Origin of the sequence: Roseivirga spongicola, from assembly GCF_001592965.1 — a bacterium.
GTDB lineage: Bacteria > Bacteroidota > Bacteroidia > Cytophagales > Cyclobacteriaceae > Roseivirga > Roseivirga spongicola.
Genome location: NZ_LRPC01000028.1, coordinates 1,220,097 through 1,245,494 on the forward strand (window position 1 = coordinate 1,220,097; position 25,398 = coordinate 1,245,494).

28 protein-coding genes are annotated in these 25,398 nt (G+C 40.4%); 15 read left to right on the top strand and 13 right to left on the bottom strand.

What is annotated here, in order from left to right; genetic code table 11:
- Positions 1 to 6: 6 nt before the first annotated feature.
- From AWW68_RS17285 to AWW68_RS17305, 5 genes are all read right to left on the bottom strand, one after another.
- Positions 7 to 201, bottom strand: a complete 195-nt coding sequence (locus tag AWW68_RS17285; RefSeq protein WP_068223895.1) for a PspC domain-containing protein — start codon at positions 199 to 201, stop codon at positions 7 to 9.
- 21 nt (positions 202 to 222) lie between these two features.
- Positions 223 to 1,227 carry an endonuclease/exonuclease/phosphatase family protein gene (locus AWW68_RS17290; RefSeq protein WP_068223898.1) on the bottom strand — a complete coding sequence of 335 codons (1,005 nt, stop codon included), beginning with the start codon at positions 1,225 to 1,227 and terminating at the stop codon, positions 223 to 225.
- 126 nt (positions 1,228 to 1,353) lie between these two features.
- The gene (locus AWW68_RS17295; protein ID WP_185101291.1) at positions 1,354 to 3,771 is read right to left on the bottom strand and encodes an ABC transporter permease; all 2,418 of its coding nucleotides are present in this window, start codon (positions 3,769 to 3,771) and stop codon (positions 1,354 to 1,356) included.
- A gap of 250 nt (positions 3,772 to 4,021) precedes the next feature.
- Entirely contained in the window at positions 4,022 to 6,436 is a 2,415-nt protein-coding gene (locus AWW68_RS17300; protein ID WP_068223904.1) for an ABC transporter permease, read from the bottom strand.
- A 78-nt stretch (positions 6,437 to 6,514) separates the two neighbouring features.
- Positions 6,515 to 7,621 carry an alanine racemase gene (locus tag AWW68_RS17305; RefSeq protein ID WP_068223907.1) on the bottom strand — a complete coding sequence of 369 codons (1,107 nt, stop codon included), beginning with the start codon at positions 7,619 to 7,621 and terminating at the stop codon, positions 6,515 to 6,517.
- Between the two features lie 126 nt (positions 7,622 to 7,747).
- On the opposite strand from AWW68_RS17305, the gene AWW68_RS17310 reads away from it, so the two are divergent.
- The 5 genes from AWW68_RS17310 to AWW68_RS17315 are packed head-to-tail and all read left to right on the top strand — an operon-like array spanning position 7,748 to position 9,502.
- A complete protein-coding gene (locus AWW68_RS17310) occupies positions 7,748 to 8,599 on the top strand; it encodes an SPFH domain-containing protein (RefSeq protein WP_068223910.1) in 852 nt (283 codons plus the stop codon).
- Positions 8,600 to 8,602: 3 nt separating this feature from the next.
- The gene (locus tag AWW68_RS20185) at positions 8,603 to 8,746 is read left to right on the top strand and encodes a hypothetical protein (protein ID WP_157717702.1); all 144 of its coding nucleotides are present in this window, start codon (positions 8,603 to 8,605) and stop codon (positions 8,744 to 8,746) included.
- A 2-nt stretch (positions 8,747 to 8,748) separates the two neighbouring features.
- On the top strand, positions 8,749 to 8,910 hold the full coding sequence (locus tag AWW68_RS19960; protein WP_084375733.1) for an Arc family DNA binding domain-containing protein: 162 nt from the start codon (positions 8,749 to 8,751) through the stop codon (positions 8,908 to 8,910).
- Positions 8,910 to 9,122 (top strand): zinc ribbon domain-containing protein, encoded by a 213-nt coding sequence (locus tag AWW68_RS20510; protein WP_084375734.1) that lies wholly within the window; start codon positions 8,910 to 8,912, stop codon positions 9,120 to 9,122. The genes AWW68_RS19960 and AWW68_RS20510 overlap by 1 nt, the downstream gene beginning before the upstream one ends.
- Entirely contained in the window at positions 9,122 to 9,502 is a 381-nt protein-coding gene (locus tag AWW68_RS17315) for an SdpI family protein (RefSeq protein ID WP_068223912.1), read from the top strand. Before AWW68_RS20510 ends, AWW68_RS17315 begins: the two co-directional genes overlap by 1 nt.
- Here the strand turns inward: AWW68_RS17315 and AWW68_RS17320 are convergent.
- Positions 9,494 to 11,194 carry an ArnT family glycosyltransferase gene (locus AWW68_RS17320; RefSeq protein WP_068223915.1) on the bottom strand — a complete coding sequence of 567 codons (1,701 nt, stop codon included), beginning with the start codon at positions 11,192 to 11,194 and terminating at the stop codon, positions 9,494 to 9,496. The genes AWW68_RS17315 and AWW68_RS17320 overlap by 9 nt on opposite strands.
- An 89-nt stretch (positions 11,195 to 11,283) precedes the next feature.
- Between AWW68_RS17320 and AWW68_RS17325 the strand changes: the two genes are divergently transcribed.
- The 3 genes from AWW68_RS17325 to AWW68_RS17335 all read left to right on the top strand — a co-directional run bounded on the left by AWW68_RS17325 (position 11,284) and on the right by AWW68_RS17335 (position 12,998).
- Positions 11,284 to 11,664 (top strand): GtrA family protein, encoded by a 381-nt coding sequence (locus AWW68_RS17325; RefSeq protein ID WP_068223919.1) that lies wholly within the window; start codon positions 11,284 to 11,286, stop codon positions 11,662 to 11,664.
- 103 nt (positions 11,665 to 11,767) lie between these two features.
- Positions 11,768 to 12,403, top strand: a complete 636-nt coding sequence (locus AWW68_RS17330) for a peroxiredoxin (RefSeq protein WP_068223923.1) — start codon at positions 11,768 to 11,770, stop codon at positions 12,401 to 12,403.
- 235 nt (positions 12,404 to 12,638) lie between these two features.
- Positions 12,639 to 12,998, top strand: coding sequence for a hypothetical protein (locus AWW68_RS17335; RefSeq protein ID WP_068223925.1), 360 nt, complete (start codon positions 12,639 to 12,641; stop codon positions 12,996 to 12,998).
- Here AWW68_RS17335 and AWW68_RS17340 read toward each other — a convergent pair.
- Positions 12,991 to 13,695 carry a DUF4197 domain-containing protein gene (locus AWW68_RS17340; RefSeq protein ID WP_068223928.1) on the bottom strand — a complete coding sequence of 235 codons (705 nt, stop codon included), beginning with the start codon at positions 13,693 to 13,695 and terminating at the stop codon, positions 12,991 to 12,993. The two genes, AWW68_RS17335 and AWW68_RS17340, sit on opposite strands and share 8 nt — an antisense overlap.
- A 370-nt stretch (positions 13,696 to 14,065) precedes the next feature.
- Here AWW68_RS17340 and AWW68_RS17345 point away from each other — a divergent pair, with 370 nt between their 5' ends.
- Positions 14,066 to 14,749: an outer membrane beta-barrel protein gene (locus AWW68_RS17345; protein WP_068223932.1), complete on the top strand. Its 684-nt coding sequence runs from the start codon at positions 14,066 to 14,068 to the stop codon at positions 14,747 to 14,749.
- A 34-nt stretch (positions 14,750 to 14,783) separates the two neighbouring features.
- Here AWW68_RS17345 and AWW68_RS17350 read toward each other — a convergent pair whose 3' ends face one another.
- Positions 14,784 to 15,044 carry a hypothetical protein gene (locus AWW68_RS17350; protein ID WP_068223935.1) on the bottom strand — a complete coding sequence of 87 codons (261 nt, stop codon included), beginning with the start codon at positions 15,042 to 15,044 and terminating at the stop codon, positions 14,784 to 14,786.
- A 375-nt stretch (positions 15,045 to 15,419) separates the two neighbouring features.
- On the opposite strand from AWW68_RS17350, the gene leuS reads away from it, so the two are divergent.
- From leuS to AWW68_RS17375, 5 genes are all read left to right on the top strand, one after another.
- The gene (gene leuS / locus AWW68_RS17355; RefSeq protein ID WP_068223938.1) at positions 15,420 to 18,203 is read left to right on the top strand and encodes a leucine--tRNA ligase; all 2,784 of its coding nucleotides are present in this window, start codon (positions 15,420 to 15,422) and stop codon (positions 18,201 to 18,203) included.
- Positions 18,204 to 18,496: 293 nt separating this feature from the next.
- Positions 18,497 to 19,018, top strand: coding sequence for an NUDIX hydrolase (locus tag AWW68_RS17360; RefSeq protein ID WP_157717703.1), 522 nt, complete (start codon positions 18,497 to 18,499; stop codon positions 19,016 to 19,018).
- A gap of 98 nt (positions 19,019 to 19,116) precedes the next feature.
- Positions 19,117 to 19,545: a MarR family winged helix-turn-helix transcriptional regulator gene (locus AWW68_RS17365; protein ID WP_068223943.1), complete on the top strand. Its 429-nt coding sequence runs from the start codon at positions 19,117 to 19,119 to the stop codon at positions 19,543 to 19,545.
- A 2-nt stretch (positions 19,546 to 19,547) separates the two neighbouring features.
- A complete protein-coding gene (locus AWW68_RS17370; protein ID WP_068223945.1) occupies positions 19,548 to 19,970 on the top strand; it encodes an organic hydroperoxide resistance protein in 423 nt (140 codons plus the stop codon).
- A gap of 12 nt (positions 19,971 to 19,982) precedes the next feature.
- Positions 19,983 to 20,618: a nitroreductase family protein gene (locus tag AWW68_RS17375; protein ID WP_068223948.1), complete on the top strand. Its 636-nt coding sequence runs from the start codon at positions 19,983 to 19,985 to the stop codon at positions 20,616 to 20,618.
- Between the two features lie 125 nt (positions 20,619 to 20,743).
- Here AWW68_RS17375 and AWW68_RS17380 read toward each other — a convergent pair whose 3' ends face one another.
- The 4 genes from AWW68_RS17380 to AWW68_RS17395 all read right to left on the bottom strand — a co-directional run bounded on the left by AWW68_RS17380 (position 20,744) and on the right by AWW68_RS17395 (position 23,769).
- A complete protein-coding gene (locus tag AWW68_RS17380; protein WP_068223951.1) occupies positions 20,744 to 21,544 on the bottom strand; it encodes a haloacid dehalogenase type II in 801 nt (266 codons plus the stop codon).
- Between the two features lie 50 nt (positions 21,545 to 21,594).
- A complete protein-coding gene (locus AWW68_RS17385) occupies positions 21,595 to 22,161 on the bottom strand; it encodes a carboxymuconolactone decarboxylase family protein (RefSeq protein WP_068223954.1) in 567 nt (188 codons plus the stop codon).
- Positions 22,162 to 22,218: 57 nt separating this feature from the next.
- Positions 22,219 to 22,782, bottom strand: coding sequence for a TetR/AcrR family transcriptional regulator (locus AWW68_RS17390; protein WP_068223959.1), 564 nt, complete (start codon positions 22,780 to 22,782; stop codon positions 22,219 to 22,221).
- Between the two features lie 72 nt (positions 22,783 to 22,854).
- Positions 22,855 to 23,769 carry a glutaminase gene (locus AWW68_RS17395; RefSeq protein ID WP_068224268.1) on the bottom strand — a complete coding sequence of 305 codons (915 nt, stop codon included), beginning with the start codon at positions 23,767 to 23,769 and terminating at the stop codon, positions 22,855 to 22,857.
- 173 nt (positions 23,770 to 23,942) lie between these two features.
- On the opposite strand from AWW68_RS17395, the gene AWW68_RS17400 reads away from it, so the two are divergent.
- Complete coding sequence (locus tag AWW68_RS17400; protein ID WP_068223962.1) at positions 23,943 to 24,566, top strand: YdeI/OmpD-associated family protein; 624 nt, start codon at positions 23,943 to 23,945, stop codon at positions 24,564 to 24,566.
- Positions 24,567 to 24,677: 111 nt separating this feature from the next.
- Here AWW68_RS17400 and miaE read toward each other — a convergent pair whose 3' ends face one another.
- Positions 24,678 to 25,283, bottom strand: coding sequence for a tRNA-(ms[2]io[6]A)-hydroxylase (gene miaE, locus AWW68_RS17405; RefSeq protein ID WP_068223969.1), 606 nt, complete (start codon positions 25,281 to 25,283; stop codon positions 24,678 to 24,680).
- Positions 25,284 to 25,398: the final 115 nt, after the last annotated feature.

Sequence of the window (25,398 nt, forward strand, 5' to 3'; positions counted from 1 at the left end):
GTTGTGCTATTTCTCTGGCATGACAGCCCATAGAATTAAGTACACAATGATTCCTGGAAAAGCAGCACTAAAGAAGGAAACTAAAACATAAAGCACTCTTACTTGGGTTGCATCCCAGCCTAGCCATTCAGCCAAACCTGCACATACACCTGCTACTACCTTATTTTCACGCGAACGAAATAACTTGTTGTTGCCAGCCATAAAAATTGATTAGCTCACAATTTAAGGAGTTATCTCATATTTTCCGATTAACGGAAAATGATCGGAATAATAAATATCATTTATTGTGTTCAATGAACGAGCGGTTAATCCTTTGGAATAGAATTGATTATCTATTCTTAGAAATGGAATTTTTCCGTTATAGGTTATTCCAAAACCACTCCCTACCTCTTCAAAGGCATTTTTGAAGCGCTTTTTGAATTGGAAGTAATTGTAGCTAAAAGGCACATCATTAAAGTCTCCCGCAATTATGACAGGATACTTAGTTTTCTCTACATGGTCAAAAAGCGTATTGATTTGTCTGGTTCTGTAATAAGATGCATTAACAAAGCGCCTACTTACATCTTCATATTCGGCTTTGAGCCCCTCAGTATCTTGAATTTTATCTGGGTTAATACCCATCGACTCTAGATGAATGCTATACACGCGAATAGTATCATTTTTCACCCTGAGGTCGGCAAAACGAATATTATTGAGCTCTTCTTCAGAAAGAATCAAACCATCGTTCACTATTGGAAACTTGGAGAAAATGGCGACATGGAAATTATTCTTACTCATGGATAAGTTATAGCCGCCCATTTCAGCAATTCGCGAAGCAATATTCTTAGAAGGGTAAAACTCTTGAAAACAGAGAATGTCTGCATCTGTTTCAGCAATCCAATCCAACACCTCAGAATAGTTATCCTTTTTGGCGTCCGTAAACCATTTCACATTATAGTTGAGCAAACTCACTGTTTCTCCTACGGGCTCTACTGGACCTGAAAAAGAAAGCCCTACTCGCACAAAAGGAAATGCTATAACCAAAAGTAATAGAGCCATAAAGCCCGACTTCCACTTAAAAACGAGGGCTAGGATAAGATATATCAGGTTGAAAAGAATGAGAATAGGTACCCCAAAAGAAACCAGACCTGAGTACTTAAAGAACAAAGGAGAAACTAAGACACTCGAATAAATTAGCAGGGTTCCGAAAAACCAAATAATAAGAGGTAACCTAAGAATCGCCTTCATCTAGAGTTTTCAATCACTATTCTAACAAGTTTAGAGTGATTTTCTTGTAACTCAAAGCGCAAAAATAATAAAGAGCCAAGGCAGTTGGCTAAGCCGTTGACTACCTTGACCCTACAATCTTAAAATCTATTCGCTTCTTAACGCTTTAACCGGGTTTCCCATGGCCGCTTTAAGCGATTGATAACTCATGGTAAGCAAGGCTATGAACAAAGCTCCTACAGCTGTAACCGCAAAAACATACCAACCAATAACTGTTCTATATTCGAAACCAGACAACCAAGAATTCATAAAATACCATGCTAAAGGGGCTCCAATTACGAATGCAATTAAAACCAACTTACCCATGTCTTTCGAAAGCAAGAAAACCAATTGACCAACATTAGCCCCGAGTACTTTTCTTATTCCCACCTCTTTAATTCTGTTTTCTGCAGTGTATGAAGCCAGACCAAATAAGCCCAAACAAGCTATTAGAATAGCTAGACCGGCAAACACTCCAAATATTCGTCCTAAACGTTGTTCGGTATCATAAATTCGGTTGAATCTATCGTCTAGAAAAGATGTCTCAAATGGTTGATTTGGAGCCAAGCGAGTCCACGAATCTTCAACTTTGGCTATCAAACCAGAGTAATCATTGGTGTTCACTTTAATACTCATTAAACCTGCATTATCTCCAAGCATCATGCACATAGGGGCAATTCTATCTTTAAGGGTTCTGTAATGAAAGTCTTTCACTACTCCCACCACTTTAAGTCCTTGTATGGTTCCTTGCATGTCTACAAAGTTGCCAATGGCTTGGCCTATCGGATCTTCGAACCCAAACTCTTTCACAGCGGCTTCATTAATTATAATACCAAGCGAATCGGTGGCAAAATCTTTGGAAAAGCTTCTCCCAGCCACCATTTCCATTCCCATAGTCTCTATATAATCATGGTCTACATACCAATTACTCATGAGCACCTGATTATCTTGCGAAGCCACTAACCCTTTTATAAACACATTCATGTTGTTATTTGAAGGTGTGGGCAAATAGCCAGAAACTGAAACCGATTTTACTTCTGGAAAGGTCTGTATTTCGGTTTTTAAAGCCTGTACGTTAGACCTAGCTAGGTAAGCGTCATTGATAATTAAAACCTGGTCTCTATCGAAGCCCAAACTCTTATTCTGAATAAAGTTTAGTTGGTTAAGAATTACCAAAGTACCAATTACCAAAAAGATGGAAGTACAGAATTGAACTACTACCAATACATTCCTTAATGCACCACTTTTCATTCCTCCACTAAGACTTCCTTTTAGCACTTTTACAGGTTGAAAAGCCGAAAGGAAAAACGCTGGGTAACTACCGGCTAACAAACCAACCATTAGCACGCCTAAAAAGACGCTTCCTAGAAAAACGGGATTGGCAAAAGGAATACTTAACTCCTTGTTAGATAAATCATTGAAGAAAGGAAGAGCCACATACGCAAGGCCAATAGCTAAGAGAAATGATAGAAAGCTAATCAACAATGATTCTGCCAAAAACTGATTTACAAGTTGCAGTTTCAATGAACCTAAAACCTTTCTCACTCCTACTTCTTTAGCTCTATGTGCCGATCTGGCCGTGGCCAAATTCATGAAATTAATGCACGCAATGAGTAGAATAAATAAAGCAATGGCAGAAAAGATGTACACGTATTTTATGTCACCATTTGCAGCAAGTTCCCCTTGAAGATCTGAATGCAAATGAATATCAGTAAGTGGCTGCATATCAAAAGCCATATCTGATCCGGCATCACCCATTTCATCCCAATCCATGTTCATGAACTGCTTCAACTCCGGGCCTACGTATCTCTTCAACATTTCTGGAAAACGTGCCTGCATAGAAGCTATATCAGCATCTTCAGTAAGCACCACATAAGTCTGAAAATTCATACTTAACCACATAGGTCGTTTCGCTTCATCTAAGGTCTCCATAGACCCTAGCACATCGAATTCGAAGTGAGAGTTTTTAGGAACATCTTTAAAAACTCCTGTAACGCTATAGTCTTTATTAGAACCAAACTCAATGGTTTTACCAATTGGGTCTTCGCTACCAAAATACTTCTTGGCAGCAGTTTCGCTCATTACAAGAGACTTCGGATTGACCAAAGCAGTCTCGGGGTCACCCAAGACCAAGTCCATATCGAAAATGCTAAGAATGGAATGATCTGCCCAAACGAAATTTTCTTCCTTAAATACATTTTCACCATAACGAATAAAAGGAGAACCATTTCCTCTGAACCTACCATATTCTACAACTTCAGGGTAGTCGTCTAACATGGCTTTTCCAACAGAAGGCCCCACTACAGCCAAGTCGAAAGAAGAGCCATTCAGTGCTCCTGACATGGTAAGCCTATGAATTCTATCGGCCTTTTCGAAGTGCTTATCATAGCTGAGCTCATCGGTAACAAAAAGCATTATGAGAATGCAGCAAGCAATGCCAATGGCCAGACCAGAAATGTTGAGTAATGAATAGAACTTATTTCTTAATAAGCTCCTGAACGCGACCTTCAGATAATTACGATACATGTTTGTGTTGTTTGAGTTTTGACGATATAAAGGAAGAGTAAAAGACAAAAAGTCTATAGTGCCATTCGGTAAACCAACGCTACGCATCGGTAAGAAGAAAAAATGGCTGTCTCAACAGCTGACTTACACATCCAGTTCCCTCCCGATTCATCGGGAAGGAACCTGTCAAAAGCATCTTCAAAAACCCTTAGTTATTGACAGTAAAGCTGTTAATGAACAAAACTAGTAGCCACTGAGACAGCCGCCAGTTTTATTCATTTCTCAAGGCTTTAACCGGGTTACCTGTAGCCACTTTTATTGATTGATAGCTCATAGTTATAAGGGCCACTAGCAACGCGCTTACTCCTGCCAATATAAAGGCGGTCACACTAATAGGCGGCCTATAAGCAAATGATTGAAGCCAGAGGTCTACACCATACCAGCCTACGGCCGAAGCAATTATGAATGAGATAATTATAAGTATTGACACTTCTTTACTCATTAGGTAGATGAGCTGGCCCAGTGAAGCACCAAGAACTTTTCTTATGCCAACTTCTTTGGTTTTCTGCTGAGCTGTGAAGGCTGCCAAACCAAACAAACCTAAGCAGGCAATAATAATGGCTAGAGTGGCGAAAATGGAGAATATTTCACCCAACTGACTTTCGGCTTCATACATATTTCCGAACCTATCGTCTAAAAAGCTATACTCAAATGGTTGATCTGCAGCCATTTCATCCCAAGCGGCCTTAGCATCATCTATCACCTGTTGATAGTTAGCAGAATTGAGGCGCATGGCCATATATCCTCGCTGAGAGCCTAACCGCATAATTAAGGGACCAATTTCTGCCTTTAATGACTCAAAGTGAAAGTCTTCAATAATGCCTATGACCTTATATCTGTCTAAACTAGACCCATCATTATTGAAATCTCCGATTACAGCATTTTCAAGATCATCGATACCATAAACCTGTGCAGCCTTTTCGTTAATAACCATAGTCATGGAATCAGTAGGAATGTCTTTATCAAAAAATCTTCCAGCCTTTAGCGTTAAACCAAAAACCTCAGCATAAGTATCTTCTACATACCAGTTTTGCGAAACTTGTCCCCTATCTTGATCTACAATGGCATCTGGAAAAAACACCGTAGATGACCTACTACTATATGTAGGTAAATACCATGTGGCACTTACACTTTCTACATTAGCATTACTCAGCGTTCTGTTTTTGTAAGGCTCAAAATTTTCGCCCAACAGATAGGTATTATGTACTAGTAGAACTTGGTCTTTCTCAAAACCTAGTTTCTTATTTTGAATATAGTTCAGTTGATTGAGGATACTGAACGTACCGATGATTAAGAGAATAGAAATAAAGAACTGAAAGGTGACCAGTGTTTTTCGTAAACCGCCACTTTTCATACCCATGCTCACATTCCCCTTAAGCACCTTTACAGGCGTGAACGCAGATAGGAAAAATGCAGGATAGATTCCGGCCAAGAAACCTACTATTAATGAACCTAATACCACAAAAGGAAGGCTCTCTAAAAAGCTCAAGCTCATTTGTCGCTCAGCAAAATCATTGAAGAATGGTAATACAACAATGGCAATGGCCAGACCTATTAGGCCACTCAAGAAAGTAATAAGAACAGATTCTGAAATGAATTGGAAAATCAACTGCTCTCTTAGAGAGCCCATCACCTTTCTTACCCCTACTTCTTTAGCTCTATTAGCGCTTCTGGCAGTAGAGAGGTTCATAAAGTTGATACAAGCTATTATGAGAATGAAAGCGGCTATTGCAGAAAAAATGTAGACATAAGTAATATCGGCCTCAGGTTCAAAACCACCATAACCGTCCGACTTTAAATGCACATCGGCCAAAGGTTGCAGAAAGTAGTTAAAGCTATTACCAGCCTGCAAAAACTGATCATAAGTCATGTCTAGATACTGTTTGAATTCAACGCCCATCTTTTCAATGGCAATCTCATTCATTTGAGCCTGTACACCCTCTACACTGGCATTTTCATTCAATACCAGATAGGTATCGTAATTCTGATTCAACCATTCCTGACCATTGTATTCATCTTCTCGCGTAATAAATGAGAGAATCATATTGAACCGAAAATGACTATTTGCAGGAATGTCTTCATAAACTCCTGCAACTGTCCAATCGCTGTCATTATCTAAACGTACCACCTTACCCACAGGATCTTGAGTACCGAAGTACTTTGTAGCTAAAGTTTGGCTCAATACCAGATGATTTTTTCTACTTAGCACTTCTTCAGGGTTGCCCTGAATGAGCTTTACTTTAAAAACATCGAAGAAAGTTTCGTCAGAGAAAACCACCCTCTCTTCATTAAAAACCTTCTCTTCATATTTAACAATCCAGCTACCTGTGCTACGCATGCGTAAACGCTGCTCAACACCCGGAATCTGATCTCTATAAGTGGTTCCTGCAGGAGCAGGACATTCGGCTCCGGTGAAATCTCTACCATTAAAACTGCCGTCTATTATTATTCGGTAAATATTCTCGTGTCCTTGAAAGTGCTTGTCATAACTCAGTTCGTAGCGAACATAAGTGACGATCAATAAACAACAAGCTATCCCAATAGCCAGACCTGAAATGTTGAGGAAGGAGAAGAACTTGTCTTTCCAAATGCTTCTTAAAGCAATTTTGAAGTAATTTTTTAACATGGTTGTTGATTTGAGTTTTGACCTTGGCTTGCACCTTTGGACGCAAGACGTTGGTAAACTCAACCAAGTTGCATGAGACTAAGAATTTTCTAAATGCTCATAAACCTTCCCATCTAGGGTTAAGTAAGACTTTAACAGATTGGCTGTTAGACAAGAGTGTATGGGTAGAAAACCCAAAACATCACCAATTTGGATAGTATTGAACGTTTCTTGGTTAACTGTAAGCACACCGTGCTCTTGAGAAAGGGAGGTGAGTTTAGCCTCTGAAATTATCTGTGACCAACCATCTTCCGCAAGAATAACCAATTCGCCAAAGAACTTTCGCTCCTGATCATCGAACAAATGGTCTTTAGAAAAGTGAACCGCACCACCATGTACAACTATCTGATTTCTCTCCTCATATTTGGCCACAACAGGACAAGCAACGGCTACTGCAATGTCCGATTCATCACAAACATTGAGGTAATTCATTACTAAATCGTAGAAGATGAAATTACCAGGCCCAATTTCGTCTACTCCGTCCATATCTTCAACAACTGTACAGCCAGGAGTATCTCCCATTCTCACCTTTAAGTCTGGAGCCAAGGGCAAAATAGCATTCTTTAGCCCATTTACTTTTTTAATAGCTGCAGCCCAAATCTGTCTAATCTCTTCAATATTGTCTGTTTGGTAAGTATTACCTGGGTGGCAATACAAACCATAGAAGTCCATATAAGCGTCTTCTTTCAGCTCGGTCAAAAGACTCTTAATCAAATCTGTTTCAGCAGAATCTATTCCAGATCTATTATAACCTGCATCAACCTCTACCAACACGTTGACCTTGCCTGAGAACCTACCTGCCAATATGGAAACCACAGCCGGGTCTGAAACCAATATAGTGAGTGCTCCCCCCTGTTCAATAAGCTGGTTAGCAACATCTATTTCTAAAGGGTTGAATGGAAATGCCACGGTTATGTCGTTCCAGCCGTTTTGGGCAAAGTATTCAGCCATCTTCATAGATGAAACGGTGATCTTCTTTACTCCCTTCTCTTTAATCAGTTGACCTATTTCTTTAGACTGATGAGTCTTGAAATGTGGTATTAGCTCAGTTCCTGTTCTTTCAGCCTTTTCAAGCATTCGCTGAAGGTTAGCTAACATTTTATTTTCATCGAGTAAAAGGGTCGGTCTAGTGATTTTCAGTTCCATACTTGAATTACGCTGTTTGTCTAGTCTTGAAAAAATTTTTCGGCCAAAAGCCAACCTTTTTCAAAATCACTCCGTAAATTCAACAACAATTTGATATCATTTTAATATCACTTTAAATTCAACACCATGAAAAACGAAACACCTTATAAGCCTAGCTCTGGTTTTGGAATGCTAGCCATAGCCTTCCTCATTTTTGCTGCCGGAGTAGCTGGTTTAGCCATCACTAGAAATCCATACTTTGGCATTCTATTCATTCTATTTCTGTTTATGCTTCCCGGATTTTTTGTGGTTCAACCCAATCAATCGAGGGTATTAATCTTCTTTGGCGACTACCGAGGCACTGCTAAAGAAAATGGCTTCTTCTGGGTTAATCCTTTCTTTACCAAAAAGAAAATATCGCTTAGAGCACATAATTTCGATAGCGAAAGGGTAAAGGTGAATGACAAACTCGGGAACCCCATTCTCATTTCTGTGATTTTGGTTTGGCAGGTAGAAGAAACTTATAAAGCAGCTTTCGAGGTAAATGATTATACCCACTTCGTGCGTGTTCAGACGGATGCAGCGGTGAGAAAACTGGCCAATACTTACGCCTATGACAACTTTGAAGATGACAGTGAAATCACGCTTCGATCTGGAATGGAAGAAGTAAATCATGACCTTGAAGGCGAGTTGTCTGAAAGGTTGGCTATAGCGGGCATTAAGGTAATTGAGGCAAGAATTGGTTACTTGGCCTATGCCGAAGAAATTGCGAGTGCCATGCTTCAAAGACAGCAGGCCACCGCCATTGTTGCCGCTAGGTATAAGATTGTAGAAGGTGCTGTGGGCATGGTTGAATCTGCTCTTGAAGAGTTGAACAAGAAGCAGATTGTAGACCTAGATGAGGAAAAGAAGGCAGCCATGGTAAGCAACCTTATGGTGGTGCTTTGCTCGGACAAATCGGCCTCTCCGGTTGTTAATGCAGGAACACTAAATCATTAAGCCATGCAGTATAAAATCATTCAAAAAGGTCCGTTTGAAAAAGTGGAAAAGTTCGAAAAGCGATTGAATGAAATGGCTATGTCGGGCTGGAGAATTGTGACATCGCTGGGAGACTTTTATTTAGTGCTCGGCAAAGAGAAATATTGATTATGCCAAAAAAGAAGCCTTTTGTATTGAGGTTAGATCCTGAAGTTCTTGCGGCTGTCGAAAAATGGGCAGCCGATGAGTTTCGTAGTACCAATGGCCAAATGGAATGGATTGTAAATAAAGCGCTTAAAGAAGCCAATAGACTCCCCAAAAAGAAAGATTAATGGAACACAGAAACTGGAAATGCCCAAAGTGTGAAAACCGAAGTTTTGAAACCGATTCAATTGCTACTACGGGCAGTGGCCTTAGTAAATTCTTCGACCTCCAAAACCGAAAATTTGCCACAATTAGCTGCACTCGATGCGGATACACAGAGATGTACAAAATGGGCAGATCTGGTACAATTTCGAATATTCTTGATTTTATTAGTACCTAATGGAAAAGTCAGAGTTTATTTTGGTTCACATGATTATGGCCTCATCGACCATACTTCCAGCCTTTTTAATGCACTTTATAGATATTGACGAACCCAACAAACTGGTGGGCTACAGAACGAAATGGTCTATGAAAAGCGAAGAAACCTGGAAGTTTGCCCAAAAATACAGCTCCAAACTCATGTGGTGGGCAGCAGCCATTAGTATAACCGTTCAGGTTTTCTCAGTATTCATTTTTGAGAGAGAAACCAGCATTATTGTAGCAGTAGCGGTTTTCACAGTTGCCATGATGGCTGCCATTGTAATAACCGAAAGGCAATTAAGGCTTAGGTTTAACAAAGATGGCACGCCAAAAAGCACTGAACACGAAGACCTAATCTAGCTCAAGCTCATATTTCTTAGAGTTAATTGGCGGCTCTATTCCTTCTACCTGAATGGAAAAACGAAGGTGATACACGCCCTCCTCTTCCAGCTGAGGCTGGTTGATAGATACTTCCAACTCTAACTCCTCTTCAGAGGCCATCCTTTGGTTTAGCACCTTAAGTTGCTGCAAACCAACTGGCCTCAACCCTTTAAGAAAATGTGCATTGAGCACAACCTTTCTATCACCTAGAGACGCAAAGTCTACAGTTCTATCGTACTTATTGGTGAGTTTCAACTTTAATGTGGCCGAACCTGCTTCCAACAACTCTACTCGTTCTTCATCAACAACTTCTACCTGCACCTTTCTAAAGCTTCTGAAATCTTCAATAACCCTGTAGTGGATGCCCTTGCCAATGCTGGTCTCAAAGTCTGCATAGCGAGTGGTATCTCTTTTCCGGTTGATTTGGAACACTCTTTTCCCTTGTAAATTTTCTTCCAAATCCATCAGGTCATGCTGCGTTTCTCTATAGTCGAAAGTATTGTAGCAGTGTACAATATCGCCTGTGAGCCAAGCGTATCTAGAGGCTCTTTCATAATGATTGTTGAACATAATTGGCAAGCCTCCACTCAGTTCTTGAACCTCATCGGCCCATGAGTCCCAACCATGGAGCACATCCCAGCCTTCAGTCCACTTTTCTGGCAGAAAATCATGAGCTAAATACACTCTGGCTGGAATAATCAGAATTACTGAAATGATCATCAACTTCTTGGTAATTCTCCTCCACTTCTGATGCTCAGCAATATATTCATGCCCCAAAATGAGCAAAGGTACGAGCATTATGCTCGTCCAATGTTTATGAAATTCAACTTTAAAGGTTGAAATAAGAAAGAATACAAACACCCCAACCAGACAAAACCTCAAAGCTCTTCTGAAGTCTGAAGTGTGCTTGTTAAGAATTGAACCTCCAATGAGCATAACACCAACTAATGGCCCAAAAACTATAGGCTGAATGCCGATATAGTAGGCTATAGTTTCCCAGCTAAAGCCCATATCTATTCTGTTATAGAGATGGAATTTTATGGTCGCAAACTCATTCTGATATTGCCAGATGGTGTGCGGTATCATCAAAACGGTGGTAAATAAAACCACTAGCCAGAAAGACTTCTTCAGGAACATTTTAGGGTTCGAAGCAACCGTGAAAATGACCATCAAAAAGCCGTGGTGCTTACTCAACATTATTCCTGCAATAGAAATAGCCAAAAAGAATATCGTTTTAAGATTATCGTCATTCAAATACTTCTTGTAGAAGTAAAAGAACATGGCTACAAATAATAAAAGCGGAACATCTGTTTTCACATGATAAGCCCCTACGTGAATCATTATAGAAGCAATGGCTAGCCAGATAAACAGGTTGTCATCCTTTTTTAGCAGAGTTTTGCGCACCACAATGAGCGTTAGAATATTGCCAACTAACATCCCCAACCTCAGGCCAAAAGGGTTGCTGAACATCCAGTAAAAAGGAGCTGTAAAGAATCCTACCATTGGAGGGTGGTCTAGATAACCCCAAGCAGGATACTGAGAAAAAAGCCAATAATATGCCTCTTCACCATTTACCTCAATTAGGGCATTGAAAACGCCACAGAAGACAAACCAAAGTAGAAGAAACAGTGGAAACGGATTCTTCTTGTAGTTGAAATATTCTTTGATCATCGAAGAAATTTAAGATGGCAAAACTAAGGTTTTTTAAGAACATCAAATCTTCTGCATATTTGTAGCTGTGCTAATTCACTTTTATCTAAATGACTGAAGTCTTTTTCAAGTTTATCCGATTCTGTGTTGTAGGCTTCTCGGGTCTTTTAATAGACTATTCCCTTACCTACGTGGGCAAGGAGAAAATGAAAATGAATAAATATGTGGCCAACGGAATTGGCTTTCTATGTGCAGCAACTACTAACTTCTTACTGAACCAGTATTGGACTTTTGAAGACAAAAATCCCGATGACTTCATTCAGTTTTCCCAATACCTTTCTATTGCCTTAATAGGTCTAGGCATTAACACCTTGGTTATTTACCTTTTAGTGAATAAGAAAGACATGAATTTCTATCTCGCTAAACTCATTGCCATTGGTGTAGCTATAATCTGGAATTTCACGGCCAACTATAACTTCACTTTCGCCTAGATTTTAGGCTGAAATTAACATCCTATAATTTCTATAGAGTTTTTGAACTTTGTGTCTCTGCTTACGTTTGAGCTAGCAGTTATTCAATCTAAAAAACACAATTATGGCAATCAGATTAGGAGACATAGCTCCAGATTTTACAGCAGAGACAACAGAAGGAACCATCAACTTTCACGAGTGGCTGGGCGATGGCTGGGGACTTTTATTTTCTCATCCGGCAGACTACACACCCGTATGTACTACCGAGCTGGGCAGAACTGCGCAACTAAAAAGTGAATTCGAGAAGCGAGGTGTAAAAGCCATTGCTGTTTCAGTAGATGGTCTAGAATCTCATAAAGGGTGGATCAACGACATCAACGAAACCCAGAACACTTCGGTAAACTTTCCAATTATTGCCGATGAAGATAGAAATGTGGCAACACTTTACGACATGATTCACCCCAATGCGAATGATACGCTTACGGTGCGTTCGGTATTTGTAATTGGGCCAGACAAGAAAGTGAAGTTAACGCTTACCTACCCTGCATCAACAGGAAGAAACTTCTTGGAGATTCTAAGAGTAATAGACTCCCTTCAGCTTACGGCTAATCATAGCGTAGCCACACCGGCAGATTGGAAAAATGGTGAAGATGTAGTGGTTTCTCCGGCCATTAAAACAGAAGACATCCCAGCCAAATTCCCTAAAGGGCATAAGGTCATCAAACCTTATTTGAGAACTACACCTCAGCCGAATAAATAGTTAGGAAATAATATTGCAGATTTAAAGGAGGCTGTCTCAAAAGCTAATTGTCATTCCCGACTTCGTCCTGACATATCGGGAGGGAATCTCCCTAGACTGGCTTTACAGGCCGAAAGAGGTTCTCAGTCAAACTAAGAATGACGAAAATAGTAGCTTTTGAGACAGCCTTCTTATTCCTAGCTTTTTCTTACCTAGATCTTTTGTATATATTTAGCCAAGACAATAAACACAAAACATGGATCCTTTCAGTCAAATCTTCCCTAACCCAACAAATAATTACCCTAACCTATTTATTCAATTAGTCATCTCCCTTTTAATACTTTACCTGGGTATTTCTGTTGTTAACTATTTGACAAAAAAGAGAACTGATGAATCAGTATCTTTTGGATTAGACATGAAGAATTTACTTGGCCTATTCTTTAAAATCTTTATTTGGAGCGGCTTTGGTTTCGTCTTATCGAACATCATCTATCTTGCTCTTCTAGGTTCAATGCAACAAAAACAAAGCGACCCAGACTGGACAAACCTAAGCTTTGGTATCATCCTAATATTCATCGGTCTAGGAATGAAATCAGCAAAAAAGAGACTTATTTAAACACCTTCTTCAACAACTCAGTGGTTCTTGCTGCTGGGTTTTGACGTATGTTTAACTCCTCGTTGGCAATCATTACAAATAATCCATCAATGGCCTTTTGGGTAACATAAGCCGTTAAATCAGTTTCAACTTTCTTTACAAAAGGGATTTTGTTGTAAGTACCCATTACATCTCCCCAATATTTAGTGGCATTTACTTTTTGCAAACTACTATTGATTATTGGACTAAACTTAGCTGTCAACTCAGCCGTGGTGGTCCTTTCCAAAAACCTAGTGGCTGCATCTTGTTCTCCCTTCACTATGTTAATGGCATCCTGAATAGTCAAAGCTTTAATAGCGGTAATGAAAATATCCTTGGCTTCTGAGGCCGCATCTTCTGCAGCTCTGTTCAAGGACTCCACCGCTTCATCTACCTGATTACCCAGCCCAATGGCTCTCAGTTTTTGCTCCACATTTTCAGCTTCTGGTGGAAAAGGGATTTTTATTTCTGGATTCTTCAGATAACCATCTACCTGCGAAACAACACTCACTCCCTTTACCGTTCCCTGTTCTAGGGCCTGTTTCAAAGCATTGGCAGCTTCCTCTTTAGTAAATGCGGCATCTCCTCCCAACAGTCCTTTAGCTTTTTGAAGAATCTGCGCCTGCGAAGAACAACTCATTACCAACAGACTCATTAGAACAAAGTATAAATTTCTCATAGATATGCAGTTTTATGTATAGGTAACGAATAGGAAGTGAAAAGTTGGAAGTGAAAAATGAAATTTATGTTAAACAGTTTTCTACTCGTTCTGCAAACCAAGTAATTCTACGCTTACCCATCAGACCAAACTGCCTTAAAATTGTATACTAATTCAACACACACCATACCGTTACCCAGAGGTAGACTACTACCTGAAAAGCGACTCCTAACTGGAGTCGCTTTTGAATTTCTCACACCTCGTTTCTTACAAGAATGCTGCTCTTGCTCCTTCTTTGCGCCCATCCTAGCTTTTCGAATCAATTGATCTATGGTTAGTTACAACCAAATTAAAAGCTTTAGTGTCAAAACAGTAAAGACAGACATTAAGCATGAGATACGTTATTTTTACCCTCCTTCTACTAGCTTCTCTTGAAGCTTTCTCTCAAGACAAGAATATTCGATTAGGTTTTCAGTTTTCTGGTGAAAATATATCTGGAGATGGTTTTCTGGCCACAAGAGAAAGCGCCTTGAACACCAATATTGCAAGAGATGAATTTAACTTCTCTACCGGCCTAACGGCCAATTTTCTTACCAACTCTAGCTTCAGTTTTCAAACTGGGCTGCTCTATTCAAAAAAGGATATTACAACCTATGAGTACTGTGTATCGTGTTTTGCTTACTACGGACAGGTAAATCAGAGGGCACTATTTCTATCTTATGTACCTATTCCTAAAGAAATAAACCAACGATTTCTATCCATTCCATTCTTAGTTCGTTTTGAAGACAGAGGAGCTAAACTTGCTCCCATTTTTGAAGCAGGCATCTACAATAACTTTCTCCTATCTGACAATGACTTTGAGGAAACAAAAAGTGCCTTTATGGAAGCTGCTGCAGGACTAGGATTAAGCTATAGGCTGAACAAGCAAATGAGAGTAGAATTTAAATACAGTTACAGACAGTCCATTACAAGTATATTTGAAAGCCCCGTACAGTCTTGGAGTAACGATGACTCTGACCCTAATAAGCTAAAAACTCAAAGCTTTCAACTTGGATTAAACTACCTATTGAAATAAGGTAAATTCGTTTAGCCGAGAGATGACAACCTCCTTACTCAGCTCCATCGCTAGAACCCAATAAGAGCACCTTCTGATTTTCTGTAATGGCATCAACCATTTTGGTGTAACTGATGCGCTGTCCTGAACTCTTAGAAACATAGAAGTACTCCAAACCTTCTAATTCCACCACGCATTCGCCCAATTCATAGCGAAGCGATTTCACCACAGACCCTTCTACAATAGGGTTATTGTTGAGGTCTAAAAGTTTGGGAGGAGTTGGCTCCTTGGGTTTCTTTTTGAACAGTCCGAACATAGCTTGTATTTAAACTCTAAATATAGAAGGTGTTTTGGAATTCTACCACGTCATTCTGCAGTTGAAAGCCATCAAAAAGGCCTCACCCCAACCCCTCTCCTTGGAGAGGGGCTTTAGCCACTGCTAGTTCAAACTAAACAGTCCAAACTAGCAGGCTGCTAAGCCTTCCCCCTTGGGGGAAGGTTTGGATGGGGGCTCTTTCCCATCATCCCCACGAAAGCGAAGTTCTGCATTGGTTGACATTTTTTTCTGAGAGATTCCTGCCTTCGCAGGAATGACAGCCTTATGGTTGACTAATATTCCCAAAAACCATTTTCTAAGCATTGAAAAACACTAATTTTGCAGGCTTTACTAAGAACAATCGGTTAAACGGCAATGGCTGACTATAATCATAAACAAATTGAGCCTAAATGGCAGCAGTACTGGAAGTCAAACGAAACTTTCAAAGCAACGGTAGACAAGAGTAAACCTAAGTTTTACTCGCTCGACATGTTCCCTTACCCATCTGGTGCGGGACTTCACGTAGGTCACCCATTGGGCTACATTGCTTCGGATATTGTTTCGCGACACAAACGCAACAAAGGCTTTAATGTCTTGCATCCAATGGGTTTCGATGCTTTTGGTTTACCGGCAGAACAGTATGCTATTCAAACTGGTCAGCACCCTGCCATTACCACTAAAGAAAATATTGAGCGCTACAAAGAACAGCTTGAAAACATCGGCTTCGCTTTCGATTGGGACAAAGAAGTACAAACCTGCGACCCTAAATACTACAAGTGGACGCAGTGGATCTTTATGCAAATCTTCAACAGCTGGTACGATTACGATGCTGCTAAAGCCAGAACAATCGATGAGCTAACTGCTATCTTCAGCGAGTCGGGTAATGATAGCGTAAACGCTGCCTGCGATGAAGATGTGCCGAGCTTTTCTGCCGAAGAATGGAACGCCATGAGCGAAGAAGATCAGCAAAGCATGTTGCTGAAATACCGCTTAACCTACCTTTCTGAAACCGCTGTAAACTGGTGTCCTGAATTAGGAACAGTACTTTCTAACGATGAAGTAAAAGACGGCTTTTCTGAAAGAGGTGGCTTCCCTGTAATTCGTAAAAATATGAAGCAGTGGAGCATGCGAATCACCGCTTATGCCGAGCGTTTGTTGGAAGGCTTAGATACCATAGATTGGCCAGAACCGCTGAAGGAAATGCAGCGCAACTGGATTGGTAAATCTAAAGGTGCTGAAGTGCGTTTTCAGGTAGAAAACTCTGATCTGGAAATCGAAGTATTCACCACTAGAATTGATACCATCTTTGGCGTGACATTCTTATCATTAGCTCCTGAAAGTGATTTGACTGCCCAGTTGACAACACCAGAGCAGAAAGAAGCGGTTGAAGCCTATGTGGCGCAAGCTGCTACGCGTTCTGAGCGCGATAGAATGGCCGATGTAAAAACCATTTCAGGCGTGTTTACTGGTAGCTATGCTATTAACCCTTACAACGGTGAGAAAGTACCAGTCTGGGTAGCTGATTACGTATTGGCAGGTTATGGAACTGGTGCAGTAATGGCCGTACCTTGTGGTGACCAAAGAGATTACGACTTCGCGAAGCACTTCGATTTACCAATTATTCCGGTAATAAAAGATGCAGATATCAGTGAGCAAGCCGACCCGACCAAAGACGGAATTATGATCAATTCCGGTTTCTTGGATGGTTTAACTTGCTTAGAAGCCATTGACAAAGCCATTGCTTTTGCCGAAGAAAAAGGCGTAGGAAAAGGCAAGATCAACTACCGAATTCGTGATGCCATTTTTGCGCGTCAGCGTTATTGGGGTGAGCCAGTTCCGGTGTACTTCAAAAACGACACGCCTTACTTAGTAGCTGAGAAAGATTTGCCAATCATTCTACCAGAAGTAGACAAATACCTACCTACGGAAGATGGCGATCCGCCATTGGGTAGGGCTGAAAACTTTACTTACACCCCTGAAGGTGAAAACGAAGCATATCCGCTTGAAATGAGCACCATGCCAGGTTGGGCAGGCTCTAGCTGGTATTGGTACCGCTATATGGATGCGCACAATGAAAACGCATTTGTCGATAAAGATGTGCAGGAATACTGGGAGAATGTAGACTTGTATATTGGTGGTTCTGAACACGCAACTGGTCACCTACTCTACTCTCGTTTCTGGAATAAGATTTTATTCGACCTTGGTCATGTAAATCAAGAAGAGCCTTTCAAGAAGCTCATTAACCAAGGAATGATTCAGGGTAGATCGAATTTTGTTTATCGCGTTAAAGGCGAGAATAAGTTCGTTTCGTTTGGCTTGAGAAAAGAATATGACACTACTGCCATGCACGTGGATGTTAGTCTCTGCCGAAATGATGAATTGGACCTTGAAGGCTTCAAAAACTGGCGACCAGATTTAGCGGATGCCGAATTCATTCTAGAAGATGGAAAATACATCTGCGGCTGGGAAGTGGAGAAAATGTCCAAGTCGAAGTACAATGTGGTAAACCCAGATGATATCATTGAAAGATACGGTGCGGACACCCTTCGTTTGTACGAGATGTTCCTCGGGCCTTTGGAGCAATTCAAGCCTTGGAATACAAATGGAATTGATGGTGTGCGCAAGTTCTTAGGCAAGCTTTGGAGATTGTTCCACAACGGCCAAGGTGAGTTTGAAGTATCGGATGCTGCACCAAGTAAAGATGAACTGAAGTCACTGCACAAAACCATTAAAAAGGCAGAGGAAGATATTGAGCGTTACTCGTTCAACACATCGGTTTCCACTTTTATGATCTGTGTGAATGAGCTTTCAGCATTGAAATGCAACAACCGCGCAGTATTACAAGACTTGTTGGTAGTTATCTCCCCTTATGCTCCGCATATCACGGAGGAGCTATGGTCGCTGCTTGGTCACGAAACCAGCATTGTAGATGCGCCTTATCCTGAGTTTAATGAGGAGTACTTAAAAGAAAGCGACATTGAGTATCCGGTAATGATTAACGGAAAAATGCGCACCAAACTTCAGCTCTCTGCCGACATGAGCAAAGCCGAAATTGAAGCCGCAGCACTAGCTGATGAAACCGTTCAAAAATGGCTGGAAGGCAAGCCTCCAAAAAAGGTGATTGTAGTACCGAAGAAGATTGTGAATCTCGTGGTGTAGGGATTGGTTAATCGTTATTCGTTGATCGTTATTCGTTGGCATCCCTTTAGGGATCGAGGGTAACTTGGTGAGTTCTAGGTTCAAGGTTTAAAGTTCAAAGTCTAGGTACTGCAGAAGCCTGTTTTATGGCGTCATTCAGAAGAAGAACATTTCCATGATAATTAGAAATGTGCGACTGAAGAATCTCCCAGACATTTGAACTTAATCAGTTAATAGGAAAGACGAGAACCCCAAGTTGAGAACAGCTTGGGGTTTTCTTTTTATTATTATTGCTACCGAAAAATGATAATCAAATGAAGTATACACTCACATTACTCACCTTGTTGATCAGTGCTTGGACGATGGCTCAATCGGGCAATCCAACTTTTCACAAACTGATAATGCTCAATGAAAAAGGTGAAGTACTTCTAGTTGAATTCGATGGTGAATGGGAAATTCCTGGTGGTCGATACAAAGCTGATGAGACACAAAAATCCTTTCTTAATAGTCTAGCAGCTCTTCACGGGCAAAAGCCAACTCAACTCAAGCTGAATGGAGTAATCACCTTTCATCACGATAATAGAGAGCGCCCAACCACTATGATGTACTATTCTTCGGTGGTAAAAACAAACGGTGAGTCTAAGCGAAACATCAAATGGATGCCTATTAAAGAAGCCCTCGAAATCATTCCTTATCAAGAAATGGTGGAAATAGTAAAACATGTTTCAGACCATCCCAATGAGACGTTCGGAGGTGCCATGAGAATAATCTATAATCAGAACCAGAGGACAGGTGAATTCAAGTGGATTGAACCGTTCTACTCTTTAAATAACTAAAACATTCTAGAAACTTTTTCACCAGAGCAGTGAACTATTTTTAATTATGTTGTGTACAATACAATAGCACACAATAAATAAACTAATGTATAACGACTATGTCGGAAAATTTAAAACTATCGAACCAAGTTTGCTTCCCAATCTACTCATTGGCCAAGGAGGTTGTAGGACTTTACAGGCCTATCCTTCAGCAGTTAGATTTGACATACCCACAGTATTTAGTAATGCTGATACTCTGGGAAGAAGGCACACAAAATGTTTCTGAGATAGGAACTAAACTCCACTTAGATAGTGGCACACTTACACCATTGCTTAAGCGATTGGAGCAGAAAAAATTGATTGAGCGAAATAGAAGTGCTCAAGATGAACGCATTGTTCAGATTGAACTTACGGCTGACGGGCAAAAGATGAAAACTGCCGCAACTCAAGTTCCTGAACAGATTTTAAACTCGTTGAATGTTACTGTAGAACAGCTTGAAGCACTTAAGACGGGTATTGACAACATATTAAATCAAATAAGAAAATAGATATGAAAACAATGTATACCATTGGCGCAACAGCCACAGGAGGAAGAAACGGTCATGTTAAAAGTGAAAACGGCATTCTAGACCTAGAAGTAAGGCACCCAAAAGCCCTAGGTGGAGCAAATGACGATTATGCTAACCCAGAAATGCTATTTGCAGCAGGTTATGCCGCTTGTTTTGACAGCGCTTTGAACTTGGTAATCCAGAAGTCTAACGCAAAAACTGGAACCACCTCTGTTAAGGCGAATGTGAGCATCGGCCAGACCGATAATGGAGGTTTTGGTTTAGCAGTAACACTGGACATTAACATTCCCGAAGTAGACATGGAAGAGGCGAAATCTTTAGCAGAAAAGGCACATCAAGTATGCCCTTATTCTAATGCTACAAGAGGAAATATTGAAGTAGAATTGAACGTAACTAACGATTAAATACATAGTATTTTGGCACTAATTGAAGATTTAAACTGGAGATACGCTGTCAAAGCGTTCAACCCAGAAAAGAAAGTAAGTGAGGAAAATGTGGAGAAGATTATTGAGGCAGCGAGGCTTGCTCCTACTTCTTCAGGCCTGCAGCAATTCAGAGTTTTAAAGGTTTCTAACCAAGAAATTAAGGAAAAGCTAGTACAAGGCGCACTAAACCCGGAAAGCATGAAAGACTGTTCTCACGTTTTGGTTTTTGCAGCCTGGGACAGATACACTGCTGAGCGCATAGACAAGGTGTTTGATTATACCACTGAAGAAAGAGGCTTACCAAAAGGTAGATTCAGCAGCTATACAGATCAGTTGAAGGCTATTTACCTAAAACAACCTGCTGAAGTCAACTTCGCTCATACTTCTCGTCAAAGCTATATCGCTTTAGGCTTGGCCATGGCGCAGGCTGCAGAGCTTAAAGTAGACACTTGCCCTGCCGAAGGTTTCAGCACCAAAGTGGTTGATGAAGTACTCGAGTTAGAAAAGCACGGGCTCAAGAGCGTGTCATTGCTTTACATTGGCTATTCAGATGAAGAAAGAGACTGGATGAAACCAATGAAGAAGGTGAGAATACCTCGCGATGAATTTGTTATCGATGTAGTATAATCATTATATCTACTGAAGTCTTTGACTTCAATAAATAAGGCTGTTTCGGAAGTACTGCCAATGCATTTTGCTTGCATCAGTAACTTCTGAAACAGCCTCTTTTTTTTCTTTTCTATGAGGGTCTTCTACCTCTTTAATGCTACCAATCGGTTGGCTATTTTCAATAAATCTGGCTCATTTATCTCTGGTAAGGGAGCTAATGGATACAACTGCTGACCTGGTCTTGCGATAAAAGCACCTCGCCAATTGGCCCAAAGTGCACCGGCAATATCCCAACCATGGGCAGCTATCATCATACATTCCTCTGGCTTCACTCCTACTTTTCTGGCTGCCCAGTCATACACATCGGTATGTGGTTTAAACTTGCCAATGTCTTCTACGCTTAATCGTTGGTCAAAAAAATCGGTTAACCCAGCATTTTCAAACTGAGCTGCAACTCCAGCATTTGAAGAATTAGTCAGAGAGATCATTCTGTAACCTGCCTTTTTTATAAGAGCAAGAGCTTCTTTGACTTCACTGTGAGCGGGCAAAGACTTAATTGGGCTAACTGCAGCTTTGGCATCATCGTCAGATAATTCAATACCGTTATTTGCAGCTACCATTTTCAAAGTAGCCATACCTATAGCACCAAAGTCGGCATACTGCCTGGCAGTGGTAGAGACTAGTGAATACTGCAGCATGGTGGTGAACCAAAGAGGCACCAGATCTTCTCTGCCATTCAAAGCTTTACCAATGCTACTTTTTATAGCTGCCAAGTCTAAAAGCGACTCGTTCACATCGAAAAACAGGACTTTAGGTGCTTTTTCATTTCTCATAATACTAGTTGGTTGGTTTGAGTCTTCATTGGCCGATAGCACTCCAGGAACCAGCGCTCCAGCACTTCCTGCCAGACTCATGCGTTTAATAAAAGTTCTTCTAGACTTCATACATTAAAAAAAGAAAGTCCCGTCTGAGTCATCAAACGGGACAATTTGACTTATGCTTCAACTGATTCTTTCTTTTCCCAAGCAAACTTTTGGAATGGTTTGTCAATAGGCGTTTCAACCAAATGATTCGTGTAATTGCTAATCACCTTCTGTGAAAGCCCCAGAATAATTTCTAGTACGTGTCGCTGACTGTAACCAGCATCGAAAAATTCCTGTAGTTCGTCTTGAGAAACATTCCCTCTATTCTCGGTAATAGCCAAAGTCATTTTGTGTAGTGCTTGAAGTTTGGCTGTTGGCATTTCTGTACCATTTCTCAACGCCTCTGTAATGGCCGAATCTACCTTCATGCTGTGTGCAATAGCGGTATGGGCTGGCACACAATAATGACATTTGTGGTACACATTAATGGTTTGCCATACCACGGTTAGCTCGTCATTATCAAAAGACGATTCAGTAAAAAGTGCGTGAATCTTTTGATAAGCATCTAATAACTCAGGCGCCTCAGCGAGTGCTCCATGCAAGTTTGGAATGTATCCGTAAGCTTTTTGAGAGCCTTCTAAAAGTTGTTTACTCTCTTCTGGTGCGGTTTCTAAATCGTGAATTTTAAAGTTACTCATATCTATTTTTATCTAATTTAAATTTCTAAGCATTTGCTTAGTTATGGTTCAAAAAAACTAAAGGCTTGAAAAGGTCATTTCAACAAAGTTTTCGATTTCTGAATTGGCCATCACCTTAGAAGCTACCACCATACCTTGAATAGCCACCAACAGAAAGCTGGCTTGCTTGGCTAAATAATCATGGGAAGAGGTGGCATCATCATCGCGCAATTTCTTTTGGAAAACCGCCTTGAGCTCGTTTACGAAAGCCATCATTTCAGTCATTACCTCCTCAGGTGCATTAGTACCCAGTTCACTGAAAGTATTGTTGATTAGACAGCCTCCTTGGCCAATGTTCTGTTTGGCGAAATTGTTGAAGGCATAGAAATAAGCCTTAATAGCTGCCTTGCCATGGCTGGCCTCCATATCATTAACCAACTCTTTCAGCTTGCCTTTGTAGCATTTAATGCTCTCTTTAAAAACACCCTGTTTGCTACCAAAACTGGCATAAATAGAAAACTGGTTAATACCCATTTCATTTTCCAGCATACGAACAGAAGTAGACTCATAGCCATTTCTCCAAAAAAGGTTCATTGCCTTTTCTATCACCTGCTCCTCTATATATGCTTTCTTTCTCGCCATTTTAACTAAGCGTCTGCTTTGAAATGAATTTAACCCTCAGATAGTTCCGAAGTACTGAGAATATTTAGATAATTAAAAAATTGAGTATTCAGTTTTGGTAGTGAAAAGCTCTAAAAACTCCATACCTAAATACGAGTTCCCCTTTTCATTGAGCCCTGGGCTCCAGACAGCAATAGCATAATGGTCTGGGAGTACCGCTACAATTCCGCCACCAACACCACTCTTTCCTGGTAAACCTATTTTCACGGAAAATTCACCAGCCTGATCATAGAAACCGCAGAGCTGCATTAATGCATTCAAACGCTTAGAGCGGCTCACACTAATTATCTGCTTCTTACTCTTTTTATCATAACCATCAGTTGCTAAAAATTGGAAACTATGGGCTAAATCTGCGCAAGTCATGTCTATGGAGCAGGTGTAAGCGTAAAGATCCAACACATCATCTACCTTATTCTTCAGGTTACCGAACGACTTAATCAGGTTGGCTGCAGCGGCATTTCTAAAGCTGGTAGCTTTCTCCGACTCAGCTACCGCTTGGTTATACTCGAGTGAATCATTGCCAGCTAACTCACGCACAAAATCTAAGAACTCTTCTTTAGGATTGGAACAAGTATCGAGCAGAATATCGCAGATCACCAAAGCGCCTGCATTAATCAGCGGATTTCGAGGAATACCATTCTCATGCTCTAGTAAAACCAATGAATTGAAAGGTGTTCCGGGAGGTTCAACCCCTACTCGCTTCCATAGCTTTTCTCCTTCAGATTTATATGCCAAAACCAGAGTGAGCACCTTAGAAATACTTTGAATGGAGAACTTTTCTTCCCAATCGCCATAGGCAGAATGCTCACCATTAATCATAGACATATACACGCCAAACTTATCTTTATCTACCTTTTTAAGCTCAGGAATATAGGAGGCCACCACTCCTTTGTCTTCCTTTTGGTGTATTTCTGAACAGATATCGGCAAATATTTTATGGTAATTCATTAGGGATTTTATTCTTAAAAACTGCTTATAGATAAGCTTTAAAAGTAGTCTTTGTTTGTAGAAAAGAAGAAAATCCACCTTAACAAATAGTCCTTCATCAGGAAAAACCTCAGTGTACCTAGGAAGAATGAATGATAGACTAATTTGCTACTTTTAAAGGAAAACCTGAAAGAATGAACCCAGCTATAGATGAATACCTAGCCATAGGCTGTGGCAGGTGTTCGCTTGTAAACACCCCTGAATGTAAGGTGCATTTTTGGACCGAACCGTTAAAACTGCTCCGAGCTATTGCGTTAAACACTGAGCTAAAAGAAGAACGCAAATGGGGAGTACCTTGCTACACCTACAATGGGAAAAATGTATTGATTATCAGTGCATTTAAAGAATACTGCTCCATGAGTTTCTTTAAAGGTTCTCTTTTGAAAGACACTTTCAAAATTCTAGAAAAACCTGGCCCAAACTCTCAAGCCTCTCGACTTATTAGGTTCACAGACACTCAAGGTGTCATTAAACTTGAGCAAGAAATCAGAACCTATATCAATGAAGCCATTGCTATTGAGAAGTCAGGGAAAAGTGTGGATTTCAAGGCAAAAGATGAACTAGAATATCCTGAAGAATTGGTGGCTAAATTCACAGAACAACCTGATCTGAAAACTGCTTTTGAAAATCTCACCCCAGGCCGAAAAAGAGGTTATGTCCTACATTTTACTCAACCTAAACAATCTAAAACAAGAGTAGCCAGAATCGAGAAGCTCATTCCGAAAATTATGGAAGGCAAAGGGTTCTTTGATAGATAAACTTTTACTCAGTTATTCTTCAAGAATATTAATGAAACGGGAAAACTAGACTTAAGACCAAGAAAAAGGTTAGAGTCAATATCTACACTTATAAAGAATCCCAAAATTGGTTTAGTGCATCCTATCCCCTCTTACTTCTAAGCTCTCAATGATTTTGGCTTCTTCAATAAGAAATTCCTTCCAGCGCTTAGAAACGTATTCATCTCCCATGTAAGACTTGGCAAGACTTAGAAAGTTCTTATAGTGGCTGGCTTCTGAGATCATCAGCTCATAATAGAACTTCTGCAACTCTTCATCTTCTATGTTTTGATGAAGCATTTTAAATCGCTCACAACTTCTGGCCTCTATTAGAGCGTTCATTAGAAGTTTTTCAACTAGCTGAGCTTCTCTTCCCCCGCCCTTTTTCAGAATACTCTGAAGCTTAATGACATACTCATCTTTTCGCTGTTTGCCTAGCTTCATTCCCCGCTTATTTAGCTGCTCTATCACACGCTCAAAATGACTCCACTCTTCTGCGACAACAGGAGTCATCATGTCTACCAATTCCTTTTTATCGGGGTACTGAACAATTAATGAAATACAAGAAGAAGCTGCTTTTTGCTCGCAATAAGCATGGTCTACTAAAATATCTTCAATATTCATTTGAGCAATATCAACCCACCTTGGGTCGGTTGGCAATTGCAGTCCTAGGACGTGATTAGTGTATTCGTCAGCCATATGGCAAAAGTAAGGGCATCGTGTCAGATTGAAAAGTGATGCATCCAAATTGAGCCATATTTCAATTCTAACTTGGTTTCCTTCTACGATTGCAACATTTTTGCAGTTAATAAAC

Bases quoted from the DNA above. Each gene is read 5' to 3' on its own strand.
- AWW68_RS17285 (WP_068223895.1), bottom strand. From the start codon at position 201: ATGGCTGGCAACAACAAGTTATTTCGTTCGCGTGAAAATAAGGTAGTA.
- AWW68_RS17290 (WP_068223898.1), bottom strand. From the start codon at position 1,227: ATGAAGGCGATTCTTAGGTTACCTCTTATTATTTGGTTTTTCGGAACC.
- AWW68_RS17295 (WP_185101291.1), bottom strand. From the start codon at position 3,771: ATGTATCGTAATTATCTGAAGGTCGCGTTCAGGAGCTTATTAAGAAAT.
- AWW68_RS17300 (WP_068223904.1), bottom strand. From the start codon at position 6,436: ATGTTAAAAAATTACTTCAAAATTGCTTTAAGAAGCATTTGGAAAGAC.
- AWW68_RS17305 (WP_068223907.1), bottom strand. From the start codon at position 7,621: ATGGAACTGAAAATCACTAGACCGACCCTTTTACTCGATGAAAATAAA.
- AWW68_RS17310 (WP_068223910.1), top strand. From the start codon at position 7,748: ATGAAAAACGAAACACCTTATAAGCCTAGCTCTGGTTTTGGAATGCTA.
- AWW68_RS20185 (WP_157717702.1), top strand. From the start codon at position 8,603: ATGCAGTATAAAATCATTCAAAAAGGTCCGTTTGAAAAAGTGGAAAAG.
- AWW68_RS19960 (WP_084375733.1), top strand. From the start codon at position 8,749: ATGCCAAAAAAGAAGCCTTTTGTATTGAGGTTAGATCCTGAAGTTCTT.
- AWW68_RS20510 (WP_084375734.1), top strand. From the start codon at position 8,910: ATGGAACACAGAAACTGGAAATGCCCAAAGTGTGAAAACCGAAGTTTT.
- AWW68_RS17315 (WP_068223912.1), top strand. From the start codon at position 9,122: ATGGAAAAGTCAGAGTTTATTTTGGTTCACATGATTATGGCCTCATCG.
- AWW68_RS17320 (WP_068223915.1), bottom strand. From the start codon at position 11,194: ATGATCAAAGAATATTTCAACTACAAGAAGAATCCGTTTCCACTGTTT.
- AWW68_RS17325 (WP_068223919.1), top strand. From the start codon at position 11,284: ATGACTGAAGTCTTTTTCAAGTTTATCCGATTCTGTGTTGTAGGCTTC.
- AWW68_RS17330 (WP_068223923.1), top strand. From the start codon at position 11,768: ATGGCAATCAGATTAGGAGACATAGCTCCAGATTTTACAGCAGAGACA.
- AWW68_RS17335 (WP_068223925.1), top strand. From the start codon at position 12,639: ATGGATCCTTTCAGTCAAATCTTCCCTAACCCAACAAATAATTACCCT.
- AWW68_RS17340 (WP_068223928.1), bottom strand. From the start codon at position 13,695: ATGAGAAATTTATACTTTGTTCTAATGAGTCTGTTGGTAATGAGTTGT.
- AWW68_RS17345 (WP_068223932.1), top strand. From the start codon at position 14,066: ATGAGATACGTTATTTTTACCCTCCTTCTACTAGCTTCTCTTGAAGCT.
- AWW68_RS17350 (WP_068223935.1), bottom strand. From the start codon at position 15,044: ATGTTCGGACTGTTCAAAAAGAAACCCAAGGAGCCAACTCCTCCCAAA.
- leuS (WP_068223938.1), top strand. From the start codon at position 15,420: ATGGCTGACTATAATCATAAACAAATTGAGCCTAAATGGCAGCAGTAC.
- AWW68_RS17360 (WP_157717703.1), top strand. From the start codon at position 18,497: ATGAAGTATACACTCACATTACTCACCTTGTTGATCAGTGCTTGGACG.
- AWW68_RS17365 (WP_068223943.1), top strand. From the start codon at position 19,117: ATGTCGGAAAATTTAAAACTATCGAACCAAGTTTGCTTCCCAATCTAC.
- AWW68_RS17370 (WP_068223945.1), top strand. From the start codon at position 19,548: ATGAAAACAATGTATACCATTGGCGCAACAGCCACAGGAGGAAGAAAC.
- AWW68_RS17380 (WP_068223951.1), bottom strand. From the start codon at position 21,544: ATGAAGTCTAGAAGAACTTTTATTAAACGCATGAGTCTGGCAGGAAGT.
- AWW68_RS17385 (WP_068223954.1), bottom strand. From the start codon at position 22,161: ATGAGTAACTTTAAAATTCACGATTTAGAAACCGCACCAGAAGAGAGT.
- AWW68_RS17390 (WP_068223959.1), bottom strand. From the start codon at position 22,782: ATGGCGAGAAAGAAAGCATATATAGAGGAGCAGGTGATAGAAAAGGCA.
- AWW68_RS17395 (WP_068224268.1), bottom strand. From the start codon at position 23,769: ATGAATTACCATAAAATATTTGCCGATATCTGTTCAGAAATACACCAA.
- AWW68_RS17400 (WP_068223962.1), top strand. From the start codon at position 23,943: ATGAACCCAGCTATAGATGAATACCTAGCCATAGGCTGTGGCAGGTGT.
- miaE (WP_068223969.1), bottom strand. From the start codon at position 25,283: ATGGCTGACGAATACACTAATCACGTCCTAGGACTGCAATTGCCAACC.